The following is a 14688-nucleotide window of genomic DNA, read 5'->3' as shown; positions in this document are numbered from 1 at the left end:
CTCAGCGGGCGAGCGTGGTGTAGAGCTCGTCGGCGATCACCCGGTGCCCGGAAGGGGCCGGGTGCAGGCAGTCCCGGCCGCCGACGTAGTCGTCCGGACCGAGGGCGCCGTGGAGGTCGGTCACCTGGGCGCCGGTGGTCGCCGCGACCCGGCGGATGACGTCGTTCAACCCCGCCTCGAGCGACAGCACGCCCGGGATGGTGCCGCCCTCGAGGACGACGTCCGCGATCGCCGGAGCGGCGGGGTTCAGCGCGCTCAGGGAGCAGGAGCCGATCGGGTTGTAGTACGTCGTCACCACGACCTCGGTGTCGCGCCCGGCGGCGGCGACGAGCGACCCGAGGATCGCGGTGAGGCGCTTCTCCACGCCGGCCAGCGCGGCCGCGACCGTGGCCTGGCAGCCCACCGGCGCAGGGGTGGCGATGCACGCCTGCACACCCGGAGCGAAGACGTCGTTGCCGCCGATGGTGACCGTGACGACCTCGACGTCGTTCTTCGGGTCGCGGTCCCCGTTGCGCTGCTCCATGAGTGCCAGGGCCGCATCCAGCTGCGCCTCGATCAGCGTCGCCGTCGTCGCACCCGGGACGGCGAGGTTCGCGACCTCGAAGTCCGCCAGCGACTGCCCGGTCGCCCGGTTCGCCGCCGGGTTGTAGTCCGCGTCGAGCAACTCCCCGAGCAGGGTGGGATAGCCGGGGGCCGTCGGCACCGCACCGACGCCGGCGGGGACGGAGTCACCCACCGCCAGGTAGACGGGCGTCCCCAGCGGGTCGTCCGGCCGGGCGGCCGCGGGTGCGGCGACGACGAGCGGCACCAGCGCCGCGATCCCGACGAGCAGCTGCCTGCGCACGGCTCCCCCGTCCTCCCGGGTGTAGGAGGACCCCAGCACCCGGGTGCGGAACCGGACAGGGCCGAAGGTCTCAGGCCGGCGGCTTCCAGCCCGGGTCGCGGCCGGTGACGCCGAGCAGCCGGTCGAGCGCGGGGGCGTCGGCGGGCACCGGCACGACCGGGCCGTACAGGTCCGGCGGGCGGTCGTCGCCGAAGGACTCGGCGAACGCGCGGCAGGTGTCGGCGTCGGCGTCGCTCACCTCGTAGCGCTGGCCGGTGGCGGCGGCGAGGTCCCAGCCGTGGACGACGACCTCGTCGAGCGCGACGACGGCGGTCACCTCACCCGGCATCTCGACACCGCCCGCCGCGGTCATGCCCTCGTGCGCCGCGGGGTCGCGCCAGGCCGCGGCCAGCGCGTCGAGCTGCGCGGGGATGAAGGTGCGCCAGTCGGCGGGCAGGTGCGCGGGGTCGGTGGAGGCGGTCCCGTCGACCGGCGTCTTCTCCGCGGCCATCCGGAAGGCGTAGGCGAGCCCTGCGAGGTGGCCGAGCAGCCCGGCCACGGTCGTGCCCTCGCACGGGGTGGGGGCGGTGAGCTGGTCGTCGCGGATCCCGGCCACGACCTCCGCCGTGGCGGCCGCTGCGGGTCCCAGGTCGATCGTCATGCCAGGGCAGACCGCCGCCGTCCCCGAGAATGAGCGGCGTGCCGAGATTCGACCGCGACGCCGCCCCGTGGGAGCCGTTCCGCCGCCGGCTGGCCGGCCTGCTCGAGCGGCTCGGCGACGGCCGGTTCGTCATCGCGCAGGTGCCCGACGGCGCCTACGTGCAGTTCATGAACGAGGGGAGGAGCCTGCTCGGCGAGTGCTGCGACCCGCGCCTGTTCGACGACCTCGCGCCGCGCGCCGCCGTCCTCGACGAGCGGATCCGCGCCGTCGGCTGGGACCCGATCGACCCGCACGGCGGCTCCCCGAACTACAGCGTCACCTGGCACCCGGGCGCGGGGACGCCGGCCGGGGCCGTCGACCCGGACGACGCCCGGGACGCCGCCGCGCTCGCCGTGCAGACCTTCCGCCGGGTGTTCGACGTCGCCGACCCGCGCCGCCTGCACCTGCCCGACGACGGCGCCGGCGACGACACGACTCCCCCGGCGCAGGTCCTGCCGCTTCGGCCGCGCTGAGCCGCGGACGGAGTTCAATGGGCGCGTGTCGGTCGGACCGGACGCGGCTGCCCTCGTGCTCCCGAGCGCGGGGCCCGACCCGATCCCGCTGGCCACCGCGCTGGCCGCCGTCCTCGGGTACGCGCGCGGGCGGCGTCCGCTGTTCTTCCGCTCCCCCAGCGTGCCGCAGGGCCGCTGGGTGCAGGTGCTGGCCTACGCCTTCGACCGCTTCGACGGGCAGCCGCCGGAGACCGGCGACGGACCCACCGACCGCGACGTCCTGCTGGCCGAGGGGCTGCACGGCCGGCTCGACCCGGCGGGGTGGCGCGAGGTGCGCGGCCGGCTCGACGACGTCTGGGCGGACTACGCGGCCGCGGTCGACCGCGCGGCCGGACGGCCGATGTGGCAGCTGCCCGCCGACGAGTTCTCGGTGCTCATGGAGCCGGGCACGGTCGGGGCGGCGCTGCGGTCGGCGACCGAGGGGCCGGGGGCGCGGCACGTCGTCGCCGCGCTGCACCACCGCTCCCCCGCGCTGGTGCCGCTGACCGACGGGCACACCCGCCGCCAGCTGTGGGGCCACCTGCGCGAGGGCGACAGCGGGCCGGCGGCGATCGTGCACCGCGAGCTCACCGCCAACGCCGGCGCGTTCGCCGCGCTGGAGACGGCGACGGCGCGGCTGCTCGGCCGGCCGCTCAGCCGGGTGCGGCTGCACGACGTCCTGCTGTGGCTGTCCGGGTCGCTGCGGATGACGCACGCGGTCGCCGTCGGCCGGGCGCTCGCCGCCGACTCCGACCAGGGCCTGGAGGAACTGCTCCCGGCGTGACCGTCGGACGCGTCAGCAGGGCGTGCCTGCGCCCGCCGACCTCCTCCGGCTCACACCGGAATCGGTCACCGCGTGCTCGGGCCACCTCGCGTCGTGGAGGTGATCGGCGCGGCGATCGAGCCGGAGGCCACGTCGGGCAGGGTGCGGGCCGGGAGGCTCAGGAGGCTCGGCACCGCAGCACTGGCGTCGTCGACCACGTGCACCTGCCAGGGCACGTCAGCAGATAGTGCCGTCAGCTGTCCTGCCGTGTAGGGACCGATCGCCGGCCTGGTCCGACCCCGGGACGTCTTGGGGGCTACGACGAGGTCCAGGTGGACGATGCCGTCGTCCCCGGCCGGCCAGCCGAGGTCCGCGCGGATGGCCGAGGTGTGGGCACGCACCCAGACGGCGTAGTCGAGAGCCTGGAACACCAGCATCGGGTCGGAGCCGATCTTCGTCTCGATGACGTGGAACCGGCCCTCCGGGTCGAGGCCGAGGAAGTCGATGAACCCCGGTGCACCGTCGCCCCGCCACGCCGGGTACTCGCGCTCGAAGTGGGTGACTCCCAGACCCGTCAGCCGCGTAGCAGCCAGGGCTGCCTGCAGTTGGTGCTCGACGTGGGTCTCGTCGCGGCCGGTGAGCCGGTCCTGGACCGCCGTCGCGACCGCAGCCTCGATGCGAGCTCGCTGGACGCTCGTCGGGGCACCCAGCAGGACCTCCGTGAAGGGAGGACGGTCGGCCGGCGGCTCGCGGTACTGCACGCCCGCCTGCACCAGGACCCCACCGCTCTGCCTCATCACCTTGAGCACCTGGCGGCCCGCGCAGTGCCATGCCAGGTAGCTGCCGCGGTGTGCAGGGTCCAGTGCCCAGTGACGGTCGGCCGCGTCCACGAGGTCGGTCACCCACGTCGACCGCTCACCGAGGTCGTGTGTCCCTTCTCGGCGGAGTCCCCGCCCCTGGGCCTCGGCCACGGCCTCCTCGACCGACGGGATCGCCACGGACGACGTCGTGAGATCGTCCGCGACGGCCCAGAGCCGGACCTCCGCCGCCAGGAAGGCGATACGGGCGGCGATCGAGGGGACCGCGGCGGCCGGCACCAGGAGCGCCAGGGTGCGATCGCCCTGCCACGCCACGGCATGTGCGACTGCCGTGCTCACGTCCTCCAGAGGCCGACCAGGCGGTACCGCGAGGACGAGGGTGTCGCCGTCCCGGGTCAGGAACCACTCCCCCAGGGTGGTCAGCTTCCGCCCGGGCTCGAACAGCGCGGCGTCCCCGACGACGTTCGCGACGACCGTCTCGAGTGCAGGGACGCCGGTCATCGGCGGTGGCGACCGATGAGGCAGAGCTCGACGACCTTGTTCGTGAGCGGGTACCCCGCGATGAGCGGTACGCCGACCTGGTCGCGCAGGACCGCGTGGAGTTCCTTCTGCACCGCCTCCGGGGTGGACGCCCATTCCCGCTGCACGGCCTCGAAGTGCGCCCGGTAGTCGTAGCCGTGGGGAAGGCCCATGGCCGCCCCGTCGACGACGGGGAACACCGCGGGGAGGAGGAAGTGGCAGAACTTCGCCGTGAACACGGGCGACCGCACCGGCTCAGCCCGGAGCCGGCGCTGCTTGAGCGGCCGGACCACGGTCACGAAGTCCTCGACGTCCTCCCAGCGCACCTCCGCCACGTCGCGGTCCTCCACCTGCGCGCAGGAGGTCTTCCAGCTCTCCCGCAATGCCAGCAGGGCCTCGTGGACCCTCGCGGTCACGCCGCTCGGGCTGGCCGGGCGGATCGCCTTCCACGCCTTCAGGTGCGGCAGGAAGCCGCTCCACCACGCCTCGCTGAAGTCACCACGGGGGTTCTCCGCTGCGAGTCGGGAGTAGAAGTCGTTGTGGAAGTCCTTCGGCCAGCGCGTCCCGCGCCAGTACGCGACACCGGCCTGGAGCTCCACCACGGTCAACGGCATGTCGATCCTCTCAACGTCCGCCTGATGCGTCTGGAGGATCGGCGGCCCGAACGACGTCTCAAGTGCTGTGGCGCGTGACTCCTCCGTTCGTGACGTCGGGACGGTGGTCGCCGCCCCGTTGATCATCGGAAGCATGCACGCGACACGCGTCGACACGCCGGTGCGGGCGGCACGCGGACGATGATCATCAGCGGCACCGGCGCGCCGTTCCGCCTGACGCCCGACCTGCCGATACGAGTAGGGAACGGGCGCGACGACGGCCCAGGGATGAGAGGACCGCATGCACCCCCGCACCCGGCTCGAGACGGTCATGGCCGCTCCCCTCACCACCGGGAACCTGCTGGCCGACTGCGAGCGCTGGTGCCGCGACGCCCTCCCGCCCCGGGAGTCCTCACCCGCCGCCGTCCCCGCCACGCGCCCCGCTCCGGTGGAGCGGCGCGGCGCCCCGGCGCGGGTGGAGCGGCGCCGCGTCCCCGTCACCGGCGCCGCGGTGCGGGCCATCGCCCGGACGCTGACCGAGGCGGCCAAGGCCCAGCACGAGGCGGAGGCCGGGGCCGCCTGAGCCGCTCACGGACTGCTCGCAGGTTGCTAGCATCCTGCGACATGAGGACGCTGTACCTGCGGAACGTCCCGGACGAGGTCGTCGAGCGGCTGGAGCGGCTCGCCGCCCGCGAGGCGACGTCCGTGGGCGCGCTGGCCGTCCGCGAGCTCGCCGAGGCCTCGCGCCGCGCGGACAACCCCGCGCTCCTCGGGGCGCTGCCCGACCTGGGGATCCCGGCCGAGGATGTCGTCGCGGACCTGGACGCCGAGCGCGCGAGGCGGTGATCGTCGCCGACGCCTCGGCGGTCGTCTCCGGCCTGCTGAACGCCGGCGCCGCCCGGGACCTGCTCGCGCGGGAGCGGATCCAGGTGCCCCACCTGGTCGACGTCGAGGTGGCCAGCGCGCTGCGGCGGGCCGCGACCGCGGGCTCCGTGACGGCGGGCCAGGGGTGGGCGGCCCTCGACACCTGGCGCCGCCTCGGGGCCGCCCGGCACCCCGTCACCGGGCTGCTCGACCGCGTCTGGCAGCTGCGGGGGAACCTCACCGCCTACGACGCCACCTACGTCGCGCTGGCCGAGGCCCTCGGCTGCCCGCTGGTCACCGCCGACGGGCGGCTCGCGCGGGCGCCGGGTCTCCGCTGCACCGTGACGGTCGTCCCGCGGTAGCTCCCCGCGGAGGTGCGTGGCAGCGGCGCGCGAGCACGGGCACCCGGGTGTCGCCCGGCGGACCGGGGGAAGTCCCTGCGCATGACCGACGACCCGTACCGGCTGGCCCGCTTCGTCGAGGCGCAGACCGACACCTACGCGCAGGCGCTCACCGAGCTGCGCGCCGGGCACAAGACCAGCCACTGGATGTGGTTCGTCTTCCCCCAGGTCGCCGGCCTCGGTCGCAGCGCGACGGCGCAGCGCTTCGCGATCTCCGGGCTCGACGAGGCCCGCGCCTACCTGGCCCACCCGGTGCTCGGCCCGCGGCTGGTCGAGTCCGCGCAGGCGCTCACCGAGCTGCCCGGCACCGACGCCGTCGCGGTGCTCGGGTCGACCGACGCGGTGAAGCTGCGCTCGTCGATGACGCTGTTCGCGCACGCCGACCCCGGCCAGCCGGTGTTCCGCGCCGTCCTGGACCGGTACTTCGGCGGCGAGGAGGACGACGCGACGACGTCCCGGCTGTAGTCCTCCGCTGACTCGTGCTCTGCCTACACCTGTGGGCAGAGCACGAGTCAGCGCCGACCTCTTCCGGAACACCTGGAGCAGGAGTTGCGGGTCACCCCGGTCCACCGGGCGGCGGGAGTCGCGGTCGGCGAGAGTTGATCGTGTGAGCGACGACCAGGGATCCGGCTACGTCAGCAACGGCCAGGAGTACAAGCGCGACACGAACTACATCACCGACCGGATCACCGCCGACGGCTCGAGCGGCTGGCCGGTCGAGCCGGGCCGCTACCGGCTGGTCATCGCCCGCGCCTGCCCCTGGGCCAACCGCGCCGCGATCGTGCGCCGGCTGCTGGGGCTGGAGCCGGTCATCTCGATGGGCATCTGCGGGCCCACGCACGACGAGCGCAGCTGGACCTTCGACCTCGACCCGGGCGGGCGCGACCCGGTGCTCGGCTACGAGCGGCTGCAGGAGGCCTTCCTCGCCCGCGACCCGGAGTACCCGCGCGGGATCACGGTGCCGGCGATGGTCGACGTCCCGACGAAGGCCGTCGTCACCAACGACTTCATGCAGATGACGCTCGACTTCTCCACGCAGTGGACCAAGTACCACCGCGACGGCGCACCCGACCTCTACCCCGAGCACCTGCGGGACGAGATGGACGAGGTGATGCAGCGCGTCTACACCGAGGTCAACAACGGCGTGTACCGCTGTGGCTTCGCCGGCTCGCAGCGCGCCTACGACAAGGCCTACGACCGGCTGTGGACGGCGCTGGACTGGCTCGAGGAACGGCTGTCGACGCGGCGCTTCCTCATGGGCGACACGATCACCGAGGCCGACGTCCGGCTGTTCACCACGCTGGCCCGCTTCGACGCCGTCTACCACGGCCACTTCAAGTGCAACCGGCAGAAGCTGTCCGAGATGCCGGCGCTGTGGGGCTATGCGCGCGACCTGTTCCAGACGCCGGGGTTCGGTGACACCACCGACTTCCCGCAGATCAAGGAGCACTACTACGTCGTCCACGCCGACATCAACCCGACGCAGGTCATCCCGATGGGTCCGGACACGTCGAACTGGCTGACCCCGCACGGGCGCGAGGAGCTCGGCGGCTCCCCCTTCGGCGACGGCACCCCGCGCGGGCCGGTGGCCGCCGGTGAGGAGGTGCCGGCGTCGCACGGTCCCGGCGGCATCGGGCACCGGCCCGACGACGAGCGCCGCTGACGGTCCCCGCGCGCTGACGGTGCCGTCCGGGAGGGACGACGCCGTCAGCGCGGCCGGGCCTCAGCTGCCGTCGCCTCCGCCGCCTCCGCCGCCACCGTCGAAGCCGGCGCCTACGTCGCCGCTCGCTCTGCCGCCGAGCGGGAAGCGGTACGGGTCGGGGCGGACGCCCCGCTCGCCGAGGTCGTAGTCGTCACCACGCCACTCCTCGGCACCCGTGCCGTACCGCTGCAGCGCGACGACCAGGAAGAGGACCATCGCGAGAACCGCGAGCACCACGATCACGGTCATGGCGGAAAGGTCCCGCGCGTCCGGGCCGGCCGACAGGGCCCTCCGACCCCGGGTTCAGTCCCCGCCGCCGTCGCCGTCCCCGCCGTCGGTGCCCCCGTCGGAGCCGCCGTCGACCCAGTCGCCGCCGGACCAGCTCCCGTCACCGCCACGGGGCCGGGGACGCTGCCAGGACAGGATGCAGTAGAACGCCATCGCGACGACGGCGAGGATCGAGAGCGCGGCCACGGCCGGGCACCGTGGCGAACGACGCGCCGCAGCGCCAGAGGTCGGCGCGCGGGTCAGTCCCCGCCGCCTCCGCCGCCGCCGTCTCCCCCACCGCCGCCGGAGTCGCCGCCCCAGCCGCCGCCGTCGTGGTGGCCGTGGTGTCCGCCGTCGCCCCAGCTCCCGCTGTCGCCGTACCAGCCGTCGCCGCCCGAACGGCGGCCGGCGTTGCGGCGACGGGCGTTCTTACCGCGCGGGCTCCGGCGAGCGGCCTCCCGGCGACGGGCCTTCCGCCGACTGGCGCGGACCGCGGCCGTGGACACGCCGGTGAGCACGAGCAGGACCAGGGTCAGCACGATCCAGGGGAGCACGCGCGGCACTGTGCCCGACGGCCGGACCCGGGGACAAGCACCGCCGGGGTCAGCCGGCCGCGCGCTCCTCGGCCCGCTCGACCCCGGCTCCGCACCGGGCCGTCGCCGCGGCGGTGGCGAGGGTGTCCCGGTCGAGCCACTCGAGCAGGAACCGGGAGCCGTACACGTCGACGACGGTGGCGCGGTCCGGCAGCGGGCGCAGCGCGCACGAAGTCATCATGACGACATGACTAGCACAGCAACATGACGCGCGTGTGGCGGTCCGGCGTCCCGCGGATGTCACGGCCGGATCGGTCGACGGGGGCGGGGCGCCGGTGTCGCCACCGCCCCCGTCGTCCGGAGTGTTGGGCGGGGAGGTCAGGGGTGCCGCACGACCGACCGGTGCGCGGAACCCCCAGCCCCGATACCTCCCCGCCCGGTGGCCCCGGCCCAGCGGGGGCCAGGTCAGGGTCACGCCCGGGAAGGCGGCGCCCAGTCGGCGGTGCGGTGCGGGAGGGATCCCCGACCTCGGCCGGCGGCTGGTGCGCGCCTGGCAGGGAGGTCAGTCGGGAGAGAAGGACGGGTCGCGCAGGACGGCGGCGACGACGGCGGAGGCCGACGTCGGCGCCGGGACGGTGCAGAGAGCGGTGGCCGGCACGCCCGACGGGCAGATCGCGGCCAGGGTGGTCAGCCAGGTCGAGGCCGACATGGTGGGCGCCGGCGGCGCGATCGGCCGCGGCTCGGGCGCCACCGGCGCCGTGGGTCCGGTGGGGAGGTCGTTCCCGAGCGACGGCGGGGCGACGGGCCGGGGAGCCGTGGCCTGCTGCCGCTGCGCGGTCCTGGCCGCCGTGCTCGGGGTGGCGTCGTCGGACGCGTCGCACTCGGGCTGCGGGGCGATCAGCAGGACGGCCACGGTCGCCGGGGCGGCGGCGAGCCCGGGGGCCTGCGCGGTCCGGACGGTCGCCGTCCCGGCCACGGGGGCGGCCTCCGCGACTGGAGCTGACGACGGGGTGGTGGCCTGTGCAGTGGTGACACCGGCGGCCGGCGCCACTGCGGCCTCGACCGCGGCTGCGACCGGCTCGGCCACCGGCGCGACGGCCTCCGCCGCCGGGGCAGCGACCACCTCCGTCACCGGCACGACGACGGTCTCCGCCACCGGCGCGAGCGGCTGCGCCACAGCCTCGACCACCGGGGCGGCAACGGGCAGGAGGGGCTCGACCACCGTGTCGACGACCGGTCCGACCGTCCCGGTGACGACCTCGGTCACCGGCACGACGGGCGCCGTGACCGTCTCGATCACGGGCACGAGCGGATCGACGACCGCCCCGAGGACGGGCGCGACCGGGTCGAGCACCGACCCGACCACCGGTGCGACGACGTCCTCGACGACGACGGGGACGAGCGGCTCGGTCACCGTCTCCACGATCGGAACGACCGGCTGGACGACCGGCTCCACGATCGGCGCGACCGGCTGCGTGATCGTCTGGACCACGGGCGTCACCGGCTCGACCACCGCGTCGACCACCGGAGCCACAGGACCGGTGACCACCTCGACCACCGGTGCGACGACGTCCACGACCACCGGGACGACCGGCTCGACCACCGCGTCCACCACCGGCGGGACGACCTCGACGACGGGAGCCACCGGTTCCGTGACCGTCTCGACGACCGGCACCACCGGCGGAGCGACGGCCTCGACCACGGGGACGACCGGCTCCACCACCGGGGCCACGACGTCCTCGACCACGGGGACGACGGGCTCGGTGACCGCGTCGACGACCGGGGCGACCGTCTCCCCCACTGGGGGGACGACCTGCTCGACCACCGGCGCCGCCGGCTCGACGACCGTCTCGACCACCGGAGCCACCGGCTCGGTCACGGTCTCCACGACCGGCTCGACCACCGGAGCCACCGGTTCGGTCACGGCCTCGACGACGGGAGCGACTGGCTCGGCCACCGTCTCGACGACCGGAACGACGGGCTCCGTGACGGGCTCGACCACCGGGGCGACCGGTTCGGCCACGGGCTCGACCACCGGGGCGACCGGTTCGGCCACGGGCTCGACCACCGGGGCGACCGGCTCGGCCACGGGCTCGACCACCGTCTCGGCGACCGGAGCCATGGGCTCCGTGACGGGCTCGACCACCGGAGCGACCGGCTCGGCCACCGTCTCCACGACGGTCTCGACCACCGGGGCGACGACGTCCTCGACGACCGGGACGGGCACCTCGATGACCGGCTCGGGCATCTCCGCGGAAGTGCCCGCGTCCGGCTCGGGAGCGGGCTCGGGGACGGGAGGCGGCTCAGGCGCAGGAGCGGGCTCGGGGACGAGAGCGGGCTCGGGGACGAGAGCGGGCTCGGGGACGAGAGCGGGCTCGGGGACGAGAGCGGGCTCAGGGACGGGAGGAGGCTCGGGCGTCTCCGGCGGAGTGTCGGCGACCGGCTCGACCACGGGCTCGACGGCGACCTCGTCGACCGTCGCGGTGACCTCCTCGACCACGCCGCCGAGCAGGGACGCGTCCGGAGCGGGTGGCTCCTCGGCGCGCGCCGAGGTGGAGACGACCACCAGGAGCGTGTAGATGCCGGCCACCAGGCCGAACAGGAAGAGGACCCGACGGGGCCAGTCAGCGACTCCGGCGCTGCTCACCGACCCCCGTGTGGAAGTCCCCTCCCGCACGGACGCAGACTAGAACGACTCCACCCGAAATGCTCGTCGAGCACGGCTACGAGGCGTACCGGGACCTCCCCGACCTAAACGACGCGGATGCGCAGCCGGCGGAACCCGCGACCCTTGTTCTCCATCTTGACCACCTCGACCCGGCCGACCATCGCCGTCGAGGCGACGTGCGTGCCGCCGTCGGCCTGCAGGTCGAGACCGACGATGTCGACGATCCGCACCTGCTCGATGCCGGGCGGCAGCAGGTCGGTCGCGGTCCGGATGAGGTCGGGGATCGCGTACGCCTCGTCGCGCGGGAGCGTCCGGACCCGGATCGGCCGGTCGGCGGTGATCTCGGCGTTCACCGCCTCGGCCACGCGGTCCTTGAAGTCGGCCGGCACCTCGGCGAGGTCGAAGTCCATCCGCGCGGTCAGCGGCTCCATGTTGCCGCCGGTGACCTTGGCGCCGAAGTCGCGCAGCACCACGCCGGTGAGCACGTGCAGGCCCGAGTGGGTGCGCATGAGCGCGGTCCGGCGCTCGTCGTCGAGCGCCCCGCGGACGGCGGTGCCCGGCGGCGGCACCGGGTCGCCCTCGACCGGGATCAGGTACAGCTCGTCGCCCTTGCGGGTGCCGGCGATCCGGGTGCGCACGCCGCCCCACAGCAGCACGCCCTCGTCCGGCGGCTGCCCGCCGCCGCCCGGGTAGAAGGCCGAGCGGTCGAGGACGATGCCCTGCTCGGGGTCGGCCGCGACGACGGTCGCGTCCCACTCCCGCACGGTGGCGTCGGCGAGGTCGAGGCGGTGGGTGTGCCCGTGCCGGTCAGCGCTCACGAGCCCCCATCCTGCCGAACGCGCCCCGGCTCAGGCCGCCGTCTCCTCCTCCGCCAGGCGGATGCGGTCGGCCCGGTCCAGGAACGCCTCGACGAGCCGGGCGCAGGCCGCGGCGGCCTCCGGCTCCCGCTCGGCGATCTCGCGGCGCAGCCCGGGCACCAGCGCGGCGGCCTCCGGCGGCGGCGGCCCCGTCAGCTCCCAGGTCTCCTCCCACGCGGAGAACGCGCCCGGGTCGATCTCCGGGTGGAACTGCACGCCCAGGTGCGGGCCGGCGGTGAACGCCTGCACCGCCCGGTCGGTCCGCGCGACCTCCACCGCGCCGGGCGGCACGGTGAACCGGTCGCCGTGGTACTCGAACCAGGGACCGGCCGGCACGAGCGCGGGGTCGGCGGTCTCGACGTCGAGGAACCCGTGCTCGCCCTGCGGCGCCTGCGCGACCACGCCGCCCAGCACCCGCGACAGCGCCTGCCCGCCGAAGCAGACGCCGAGCACCGGCGTCCCGGCGTCGACCGCCCGCCGCAGGTACGCGAGCTCCGCGGCCAGCCAGGGCACCTCGTCGTCGTAGGCGGCCGCGCCCGAGCCCATGACCACCAGCGTGCGCAGCGTGGCGGGGTCCGGCAGGTCGGTGAGCAGCGGGGAGTCGCCGACCGTCGTCCCGACGACGACCGTCAGCCCCTGCTCCTCCAGCGCCGGGCGCAGCGTGCCGACCAGCCGGTGCCCGCGGGAGGCGTCGGCGTCGTGGACGAGGACGAGCGCGGTCTGCATGCACCCAGTATCCGCGGGCTCACCGACGGTCCCGGACGTCCCGCGCCGGGGTACCCCCCTTCCCGGCGGGCCGCCGCCGGAGCAGGCTGACGCCCGCGGCGGTGCCGCCCGGGCAGCGCCGCCCCAGAGAGGAGCGGCCATGTACGCACGCTCGACCTCCGTCGCGGGCACACCGGAGAAGCTCGACGACGGGATCGCGTTCGTCTGCGACGAGGTCATGCCCGCGCTGGCCGACATGCGCGGGTTCGTGGGCCTGTCGATGCTCACCGACCGCGCCACCGGCCGGGCCGTCGTCACCTCGTCCTGGCGCGACGTCGAGTCGATGCGGGCCAGCGCCGAGCGGGCGGGCGCACTGCGCGAGCAGGCCGCGGAGGTCTTCGGCGGGGACCTGACCGTCCAGGAGTGGGAGGTCGCGGTCATGCACCGCCGCTCGGAGGCGCCGGCGGGCGCGTGCACGCGGGTGACCTGGTGGCGCGCCGACCCCGCCGGGCTGGACCGGGTGCTCGACGCCTACCGCAGCGTCATGGTGCCGCGGATGGAGGACTACCCCGGGTTCTGCAGCGTGAGCCTCATGGTCGACCGGGAGGGTGGCCGGGCCGCGTCCGCGGTGACCTTCGAGGACCGCGAGGACATGGACGCCGGCCGCGCCCACGCCCGCGCCTCCCGGGACGACTTCGCCCGGTCCATGAAGCTCGAGATCACCGACGCCGAGGAGTTCGACCTCGTCCTCGCCCACCTGCGGGTGCCCGAGACGGTCTGAGGACCCTCCTGCCCCCACCGCTCGCACGCTCGCGGCGGGCCCCTGCAGGAGGGCCACCCGGGCCGGCGCCTCGTTCCGGCGCCGGCCCGGAGCGTCAGACGACGGCGGTGAAGGCCGGCCAGACGTCCTGCGGGCCGGCGGCGACGAGGCCCGCGCCGAGGAACCGCGACCAGGTCAGCTCGCTGCCCGCCTCGTCGCGCCAGGACCAGCAGCGCCGGGTGAGGTGGTGCAGCCGGTGCTCCTGGGTGAACCCGATGGCGCCGTGCACCTGGTGGGCGAGCTTGGCCACCCGCTCGACGGCCTCCCCCGCGCGCACCTTGGCGGCGGCCGCGGCCAGCCCGATCGTCGCCTCGCCGCGGCCGAGGGCCTGGACGGCGGCGTCGACCAGCGCGGCGGTCGAGGTGACCTCGCCGGCCATCTGCGCCAGCTCCACCTGGATCGCCTGGAACTTGCCCAGCGGCCGGCCGAACTGGTGCCGCTCGCCGGCGTACTGCACCGTCCAGGCCAGCACCTGCTCCAGCGCCGCGGAGATCTGCACCGCGCGGGCCAGCGCGTAGCGGGCGCGCACCTCCGCGGCCCGCGCCGGGGTCAGCAGCGCGCCCCGCGCGCCGACGCCGTCGAGCACCAGCGACCCGCGCGGCTCCCCGGCGAGGTTGACCGCCCGTGACGCCGTCAGCCCCGCGGCGTCGACGACGGCCAGCACCGCGCCCTCGATCCCGGCCGGCGCGGTGGCCAGCACCGCGACGTGCCGGGCCACGCCGGCCCACGCGACGTCGGTGGCGGTGCCGGAGAGGGTGAACCGGCCGGGCCCGTCGCCGTCGTCGGAGGGCTCGGCGGCGACCGTCCCGTCGACGGCGACGGTCAGCGGCTCCTCCGGCGAGGGCAGGTCGAGGTCGGCGGCCACCACGGCCGGGCCGGCCACGAGCAGCTGCTCGGCCACCGGCACCGCGCCGGCGCCGGCCGCCAGCGTGCGCACGATCGCGACGGCGTCGGCGAGCTCGCCGCCGGAGCCGCCGGCCTCCTCGGGCAGCCCGACACCGGTGAGCCCGGCCTCGGCCAGCGCCGACCACAGGCCCTCGTCCCACGGCCTCTCGGCGGTGAGGACGAACGGCTCGTGCCCGGACAGGATGTCCCGGACGGTCTCGACCACCAGGTCCTGATCGCTCATCGCTCCACCCCTCGGCTCGACGCCGCGCTCGCTCC

General features: G+C 75.4%; 20 protein-coding genes. 8 read left to right on the top strand and 12 right to left on the bottom strand.

Annotated features, from left to right (window positions below; genetic code table 11):
• Nucleotide 1: 1 nt before the first annotated feature.
• Complete coding sequence (locus ACI8AR_RS08125) at nucleotides 2-844, bottom strand: SGNH/GDSL hydrolase family protein (RefSeq protein ID WP_457050557.1); 843 nt, start codon at nucleotides 842-844, stop codon at nucleotides 2-4.
• 70 nt (nucleotides 845-914) lie between these two features.
• Nucleotides 915-1484 (bottom strand): TIGR03086 family metal-binding protein, encoded by a 570-nt coding sequence (locus ACI8AR_RS08120; protein ID WP_457050556.1) that lies wholly within the window; start codon nucleotides 1482-1484, stop codon nucleotides 915-917.
• A gap of 38 nt (nucleotides 1485-1522) precedes the next feature.
• Here ACI8AR_RS08120 and ACI8AR_RS08115 point away from each other — a divergent pair, with 38 nt between their 5' ends.
• Together ACI8AR_RS08115 and ACI8AR_RS08110 are read left to right on the top strand one after the other, a co-directional pair.
• Complete coding sequence (locus ACI8AR_RS08115; RefSeq protein ID WP_457050555.1) at nucleotides 1523-1996, top strand: TY-Chap domain-containing protein; 474 nt, start codon at nucleotides 1523-1525, stop codon at nucleotides 1994-1996.
• A gap of 25 nt (nucleotides 1997-2021) precedes the next feature.
• Nucleotides 2022-2798 (top strand): DUF6308 family protein, encoded by a 777-nt coding sequence (locus ACI8AR_RS08110; protein ID WP_457050554.1) that lies wholly within the window; start codon nucleotides 2022-2024, stop codon nucleotides 2796-2798.
• 65 nt (nucleotides 2799-2863) lie between these two features.
• Here ACI8AR_RS08110 and ACI8AR_RS08105 read toward each other — a convergent pair whose 3' ends face one another.
• Entirely contained in the window at nucleotides 2864-4096 is a 1233-nt protein-coding gene (locus ACI8AR_RS08105) for a hypothetical protein (RefSeq protein WP_457050553.1), read from the bottom strand.
• Nucleotides 4093-4728, bottom strand: a complete 636-nt coding sequence (locus ACI8AR_RS08100; protein WP_457050552.1) for a hypothetical protein — start codon at nucleotides 4726-4728, stop codon at nucleotides 4093-4095. Before ACI8AR_RS08100 ends, ACI8AR_RS08105 begins: the two co-directional genes overlap by 4 nt.
• Nucleotides 4729-5008: 280 nt before the next feature.
• Between ACI8AR_RS08100 and ACI8AR_RS08095 the strand changes: the two genes are divergently transcribed.
• The 5 genes from ACI8AR_RS08095 (at nucleotide 5009) to ACI8AR_RS08075 (ending at nucleotide 7635) form a co-directional block, all read left to right on the top strand.
• Nucleotides 5009-5290 (top strand): hypothetical protein, encoded by a 282-nt coding sequence (locus ACI8AR_RS08095; protein WP_457050551.1) that lies wholly within the window; start codon nucleotides 5009-5011, stop codon nucleotides 5288-5290.
• Between the two features lie 41 nt (nucleotides 5291-5331).
• Nucleotides 5332-5553: a hypothetical protein gene (locus ACI8AR_RS08090; RefSeq protein WP_457050550.1), complete on the top strand. Its 222-nt coding sequence runs from the start codon at nucleotides 5332-5334 to the stop codon at nucleotides 5551-5553.
• Nucleotides 5550-5933, top strand: a complete 384-nt coding sequence (locus tag ACI8AR_RS08085; protein ID WP_457050549.1) for a type II toxin-antitoxin system VapC family toxin — start codon at nucleotides 5550-5552, stop codon at nucleotides 5931-5933. The genes ACI8AR_RS08090 and ACI8AR_RS08085 overlap by 4 nt, the downstream gene beginning before the upstream one ends.
• A gap of 81 nt (nucleotides 5934-6014) precedes the next feature.
• Entirely contained in the window at nucleotides 6015-6437 is a 423-nt protein-coding gene (locus ACI8AR_RS08080) for a DUF1810 domain-containing protein (protein ID WP_457050548.1), read from the top strand.
• Between the two features lie 142 nt (nucleotides 6438-6579).
• A complete protein-coding gene (locus tag ACI8AR_RS08075; protein WP_457050547.1) occupies nucleotides 6580-7635 on the top strand; it encodes a glutathione S-transferase family protein in 1056 nt (351 codons plus the stop codon).
• 60 nt (nucleotides 7636-7695) lie between these two features.
• Here ACI8AR_RS08075 and ACI8AR_RS08070 read toward each other — a convergent pair whose 3' ends face one another.
• The 7 genes from ACI8AR_RS08070 to ACI8AR_RS08040 all read right to left on the bottom strand — a co-directional run bounded on the left by ACI8AR_RS08070 (nucleotide 7696) and on the right by ACI8AR_RS08040 (nucleotide 12725).
• Nucleotides 7696-7923 (bottom strand): hypothetical protein, encoded by a 228-nt coding sequence (locus ACI8AR_RS08070; protein WP_457050546.1) that lies wholly within the window; start codon nucleotides 7921-7923, stop codon nucleotides 7696-7698.
• A 54-nt stretch (nucleotides 7924-7977) separates the two neighbouring features.
• The gene (locus ACI8AR_RS08065) at nucleotides 7978-8148 is read right to left on the bottom strand and encodes a hypothetical protein (protein WP_457050545.1); all 171 of its coding nucleotides are present in this window, start codon (nucleotides 8146-8148) and stop codon (nucleotides 7978-7980) included.
• A 53-nt stretch (nucleotides 8149-8201) separates the two neighbouring features.
• Nucleotides 8202-8495: a hypothetical protein gene (locus ACI8AR_RS08060; RefSeq protein ID WP_457050544.1), complete on the bottom strand. Its 294-nt coding sequence runs from the start codon at nucleotides 8493-8495 to the stop codon at nucleotides 8202-8204.
• Nucleotides 8496-8544: 49 nt separating this feature from the next.
• Nucleotides 8545-8715, bottom strand: a complete 171-nt coding sequence (locus tag ACI8AR_RS08055; RefSeq protein ID WP_457050543.1) for a hypothetical protein — start codon at nucleotides 8713-8715, stop codon at nucleotides 8545-8547.
• A gap of 321 nt (nucleotides 8716-9036) precedes the next feature.
• On the bottom strand, nucleotides 9037-11121 hold the full coding sequence (locus tag ACI8AR_RS08050) for a hypothetical protein (protein WP_457050542.1): 2085 nt from the start codon (nucleotides 11119-11121) through the stop codon (nucleotides 9037-9039).
• Between the two features lie 104 nt (nucleotides 11122-11225).
• Complete coding sequence (locus ACI8AR_RS08045; protein ID WP_457050541.1) at nucleotides 11226-11960, bottom strand: alanyl-tRNA editing protein; 735 nt, start codon at nucleotides 11958-11960, stop codon at nucleotides 11226-11228.
• 30 nt (nucleotides 11961-11990) lie between these two features.
• On the bottom strand, nucleotides 11991-12725 hold the full coding sequence (locus tag ACI8AR_RS08040; RefSeq protein WP_457050540.1) for a type 1 glutamine amidotransferase: 735 nt from the start codon (nucleotides 12723-12725) through the stop codon (nucleotides 11991-11993).
• 139 nt (nucleotides 12726-12864) lie between these two features.
• Here ACI8AR_RS08040 and ACI8AR_RS08035 point away from each other — a divergent pair, with 139 nt between their 5' ends.
• On the top strand, nucleotides 12865-13485 hold the full coding sequence (locus tag ACI8AR_RS08035; protein WP_457050539.1) for a hypothetical protein: 621 nt from the start codon (nucleotides 12865-12867) through the stop codon (nucleotides 13483-13485).
• 94 nt (nucleotides 13486-13579) lie between these two features.
• Here the strand turns inward: ACI8AR_RS08035 and ACI8AR_RS08030 are convergent, their stop codons facing one another.
• On the bottom strand, nucleotides 13580-14653 hold the full coding sequence (locus tag ACI8AR_RS08030) for an acyl-CoA dehydrogenase family protein (RefSeq protein WP_457050538.1): 1074 nt from the start codon (nucleotides 14651-14653) through the stop codon (nucleotides 13580-13582).
• Nucleotides 14654-14688: the final 35 nt, after the last annotated feature.

This window comes from Geodermatophilus sp. SYSU D01036 (genome assembly GCF_054050435.1).
Note: the sequence above shows the minus strand (reverse complement) of the source record. Positions and strands in the feature narration are given on the sequence as shown.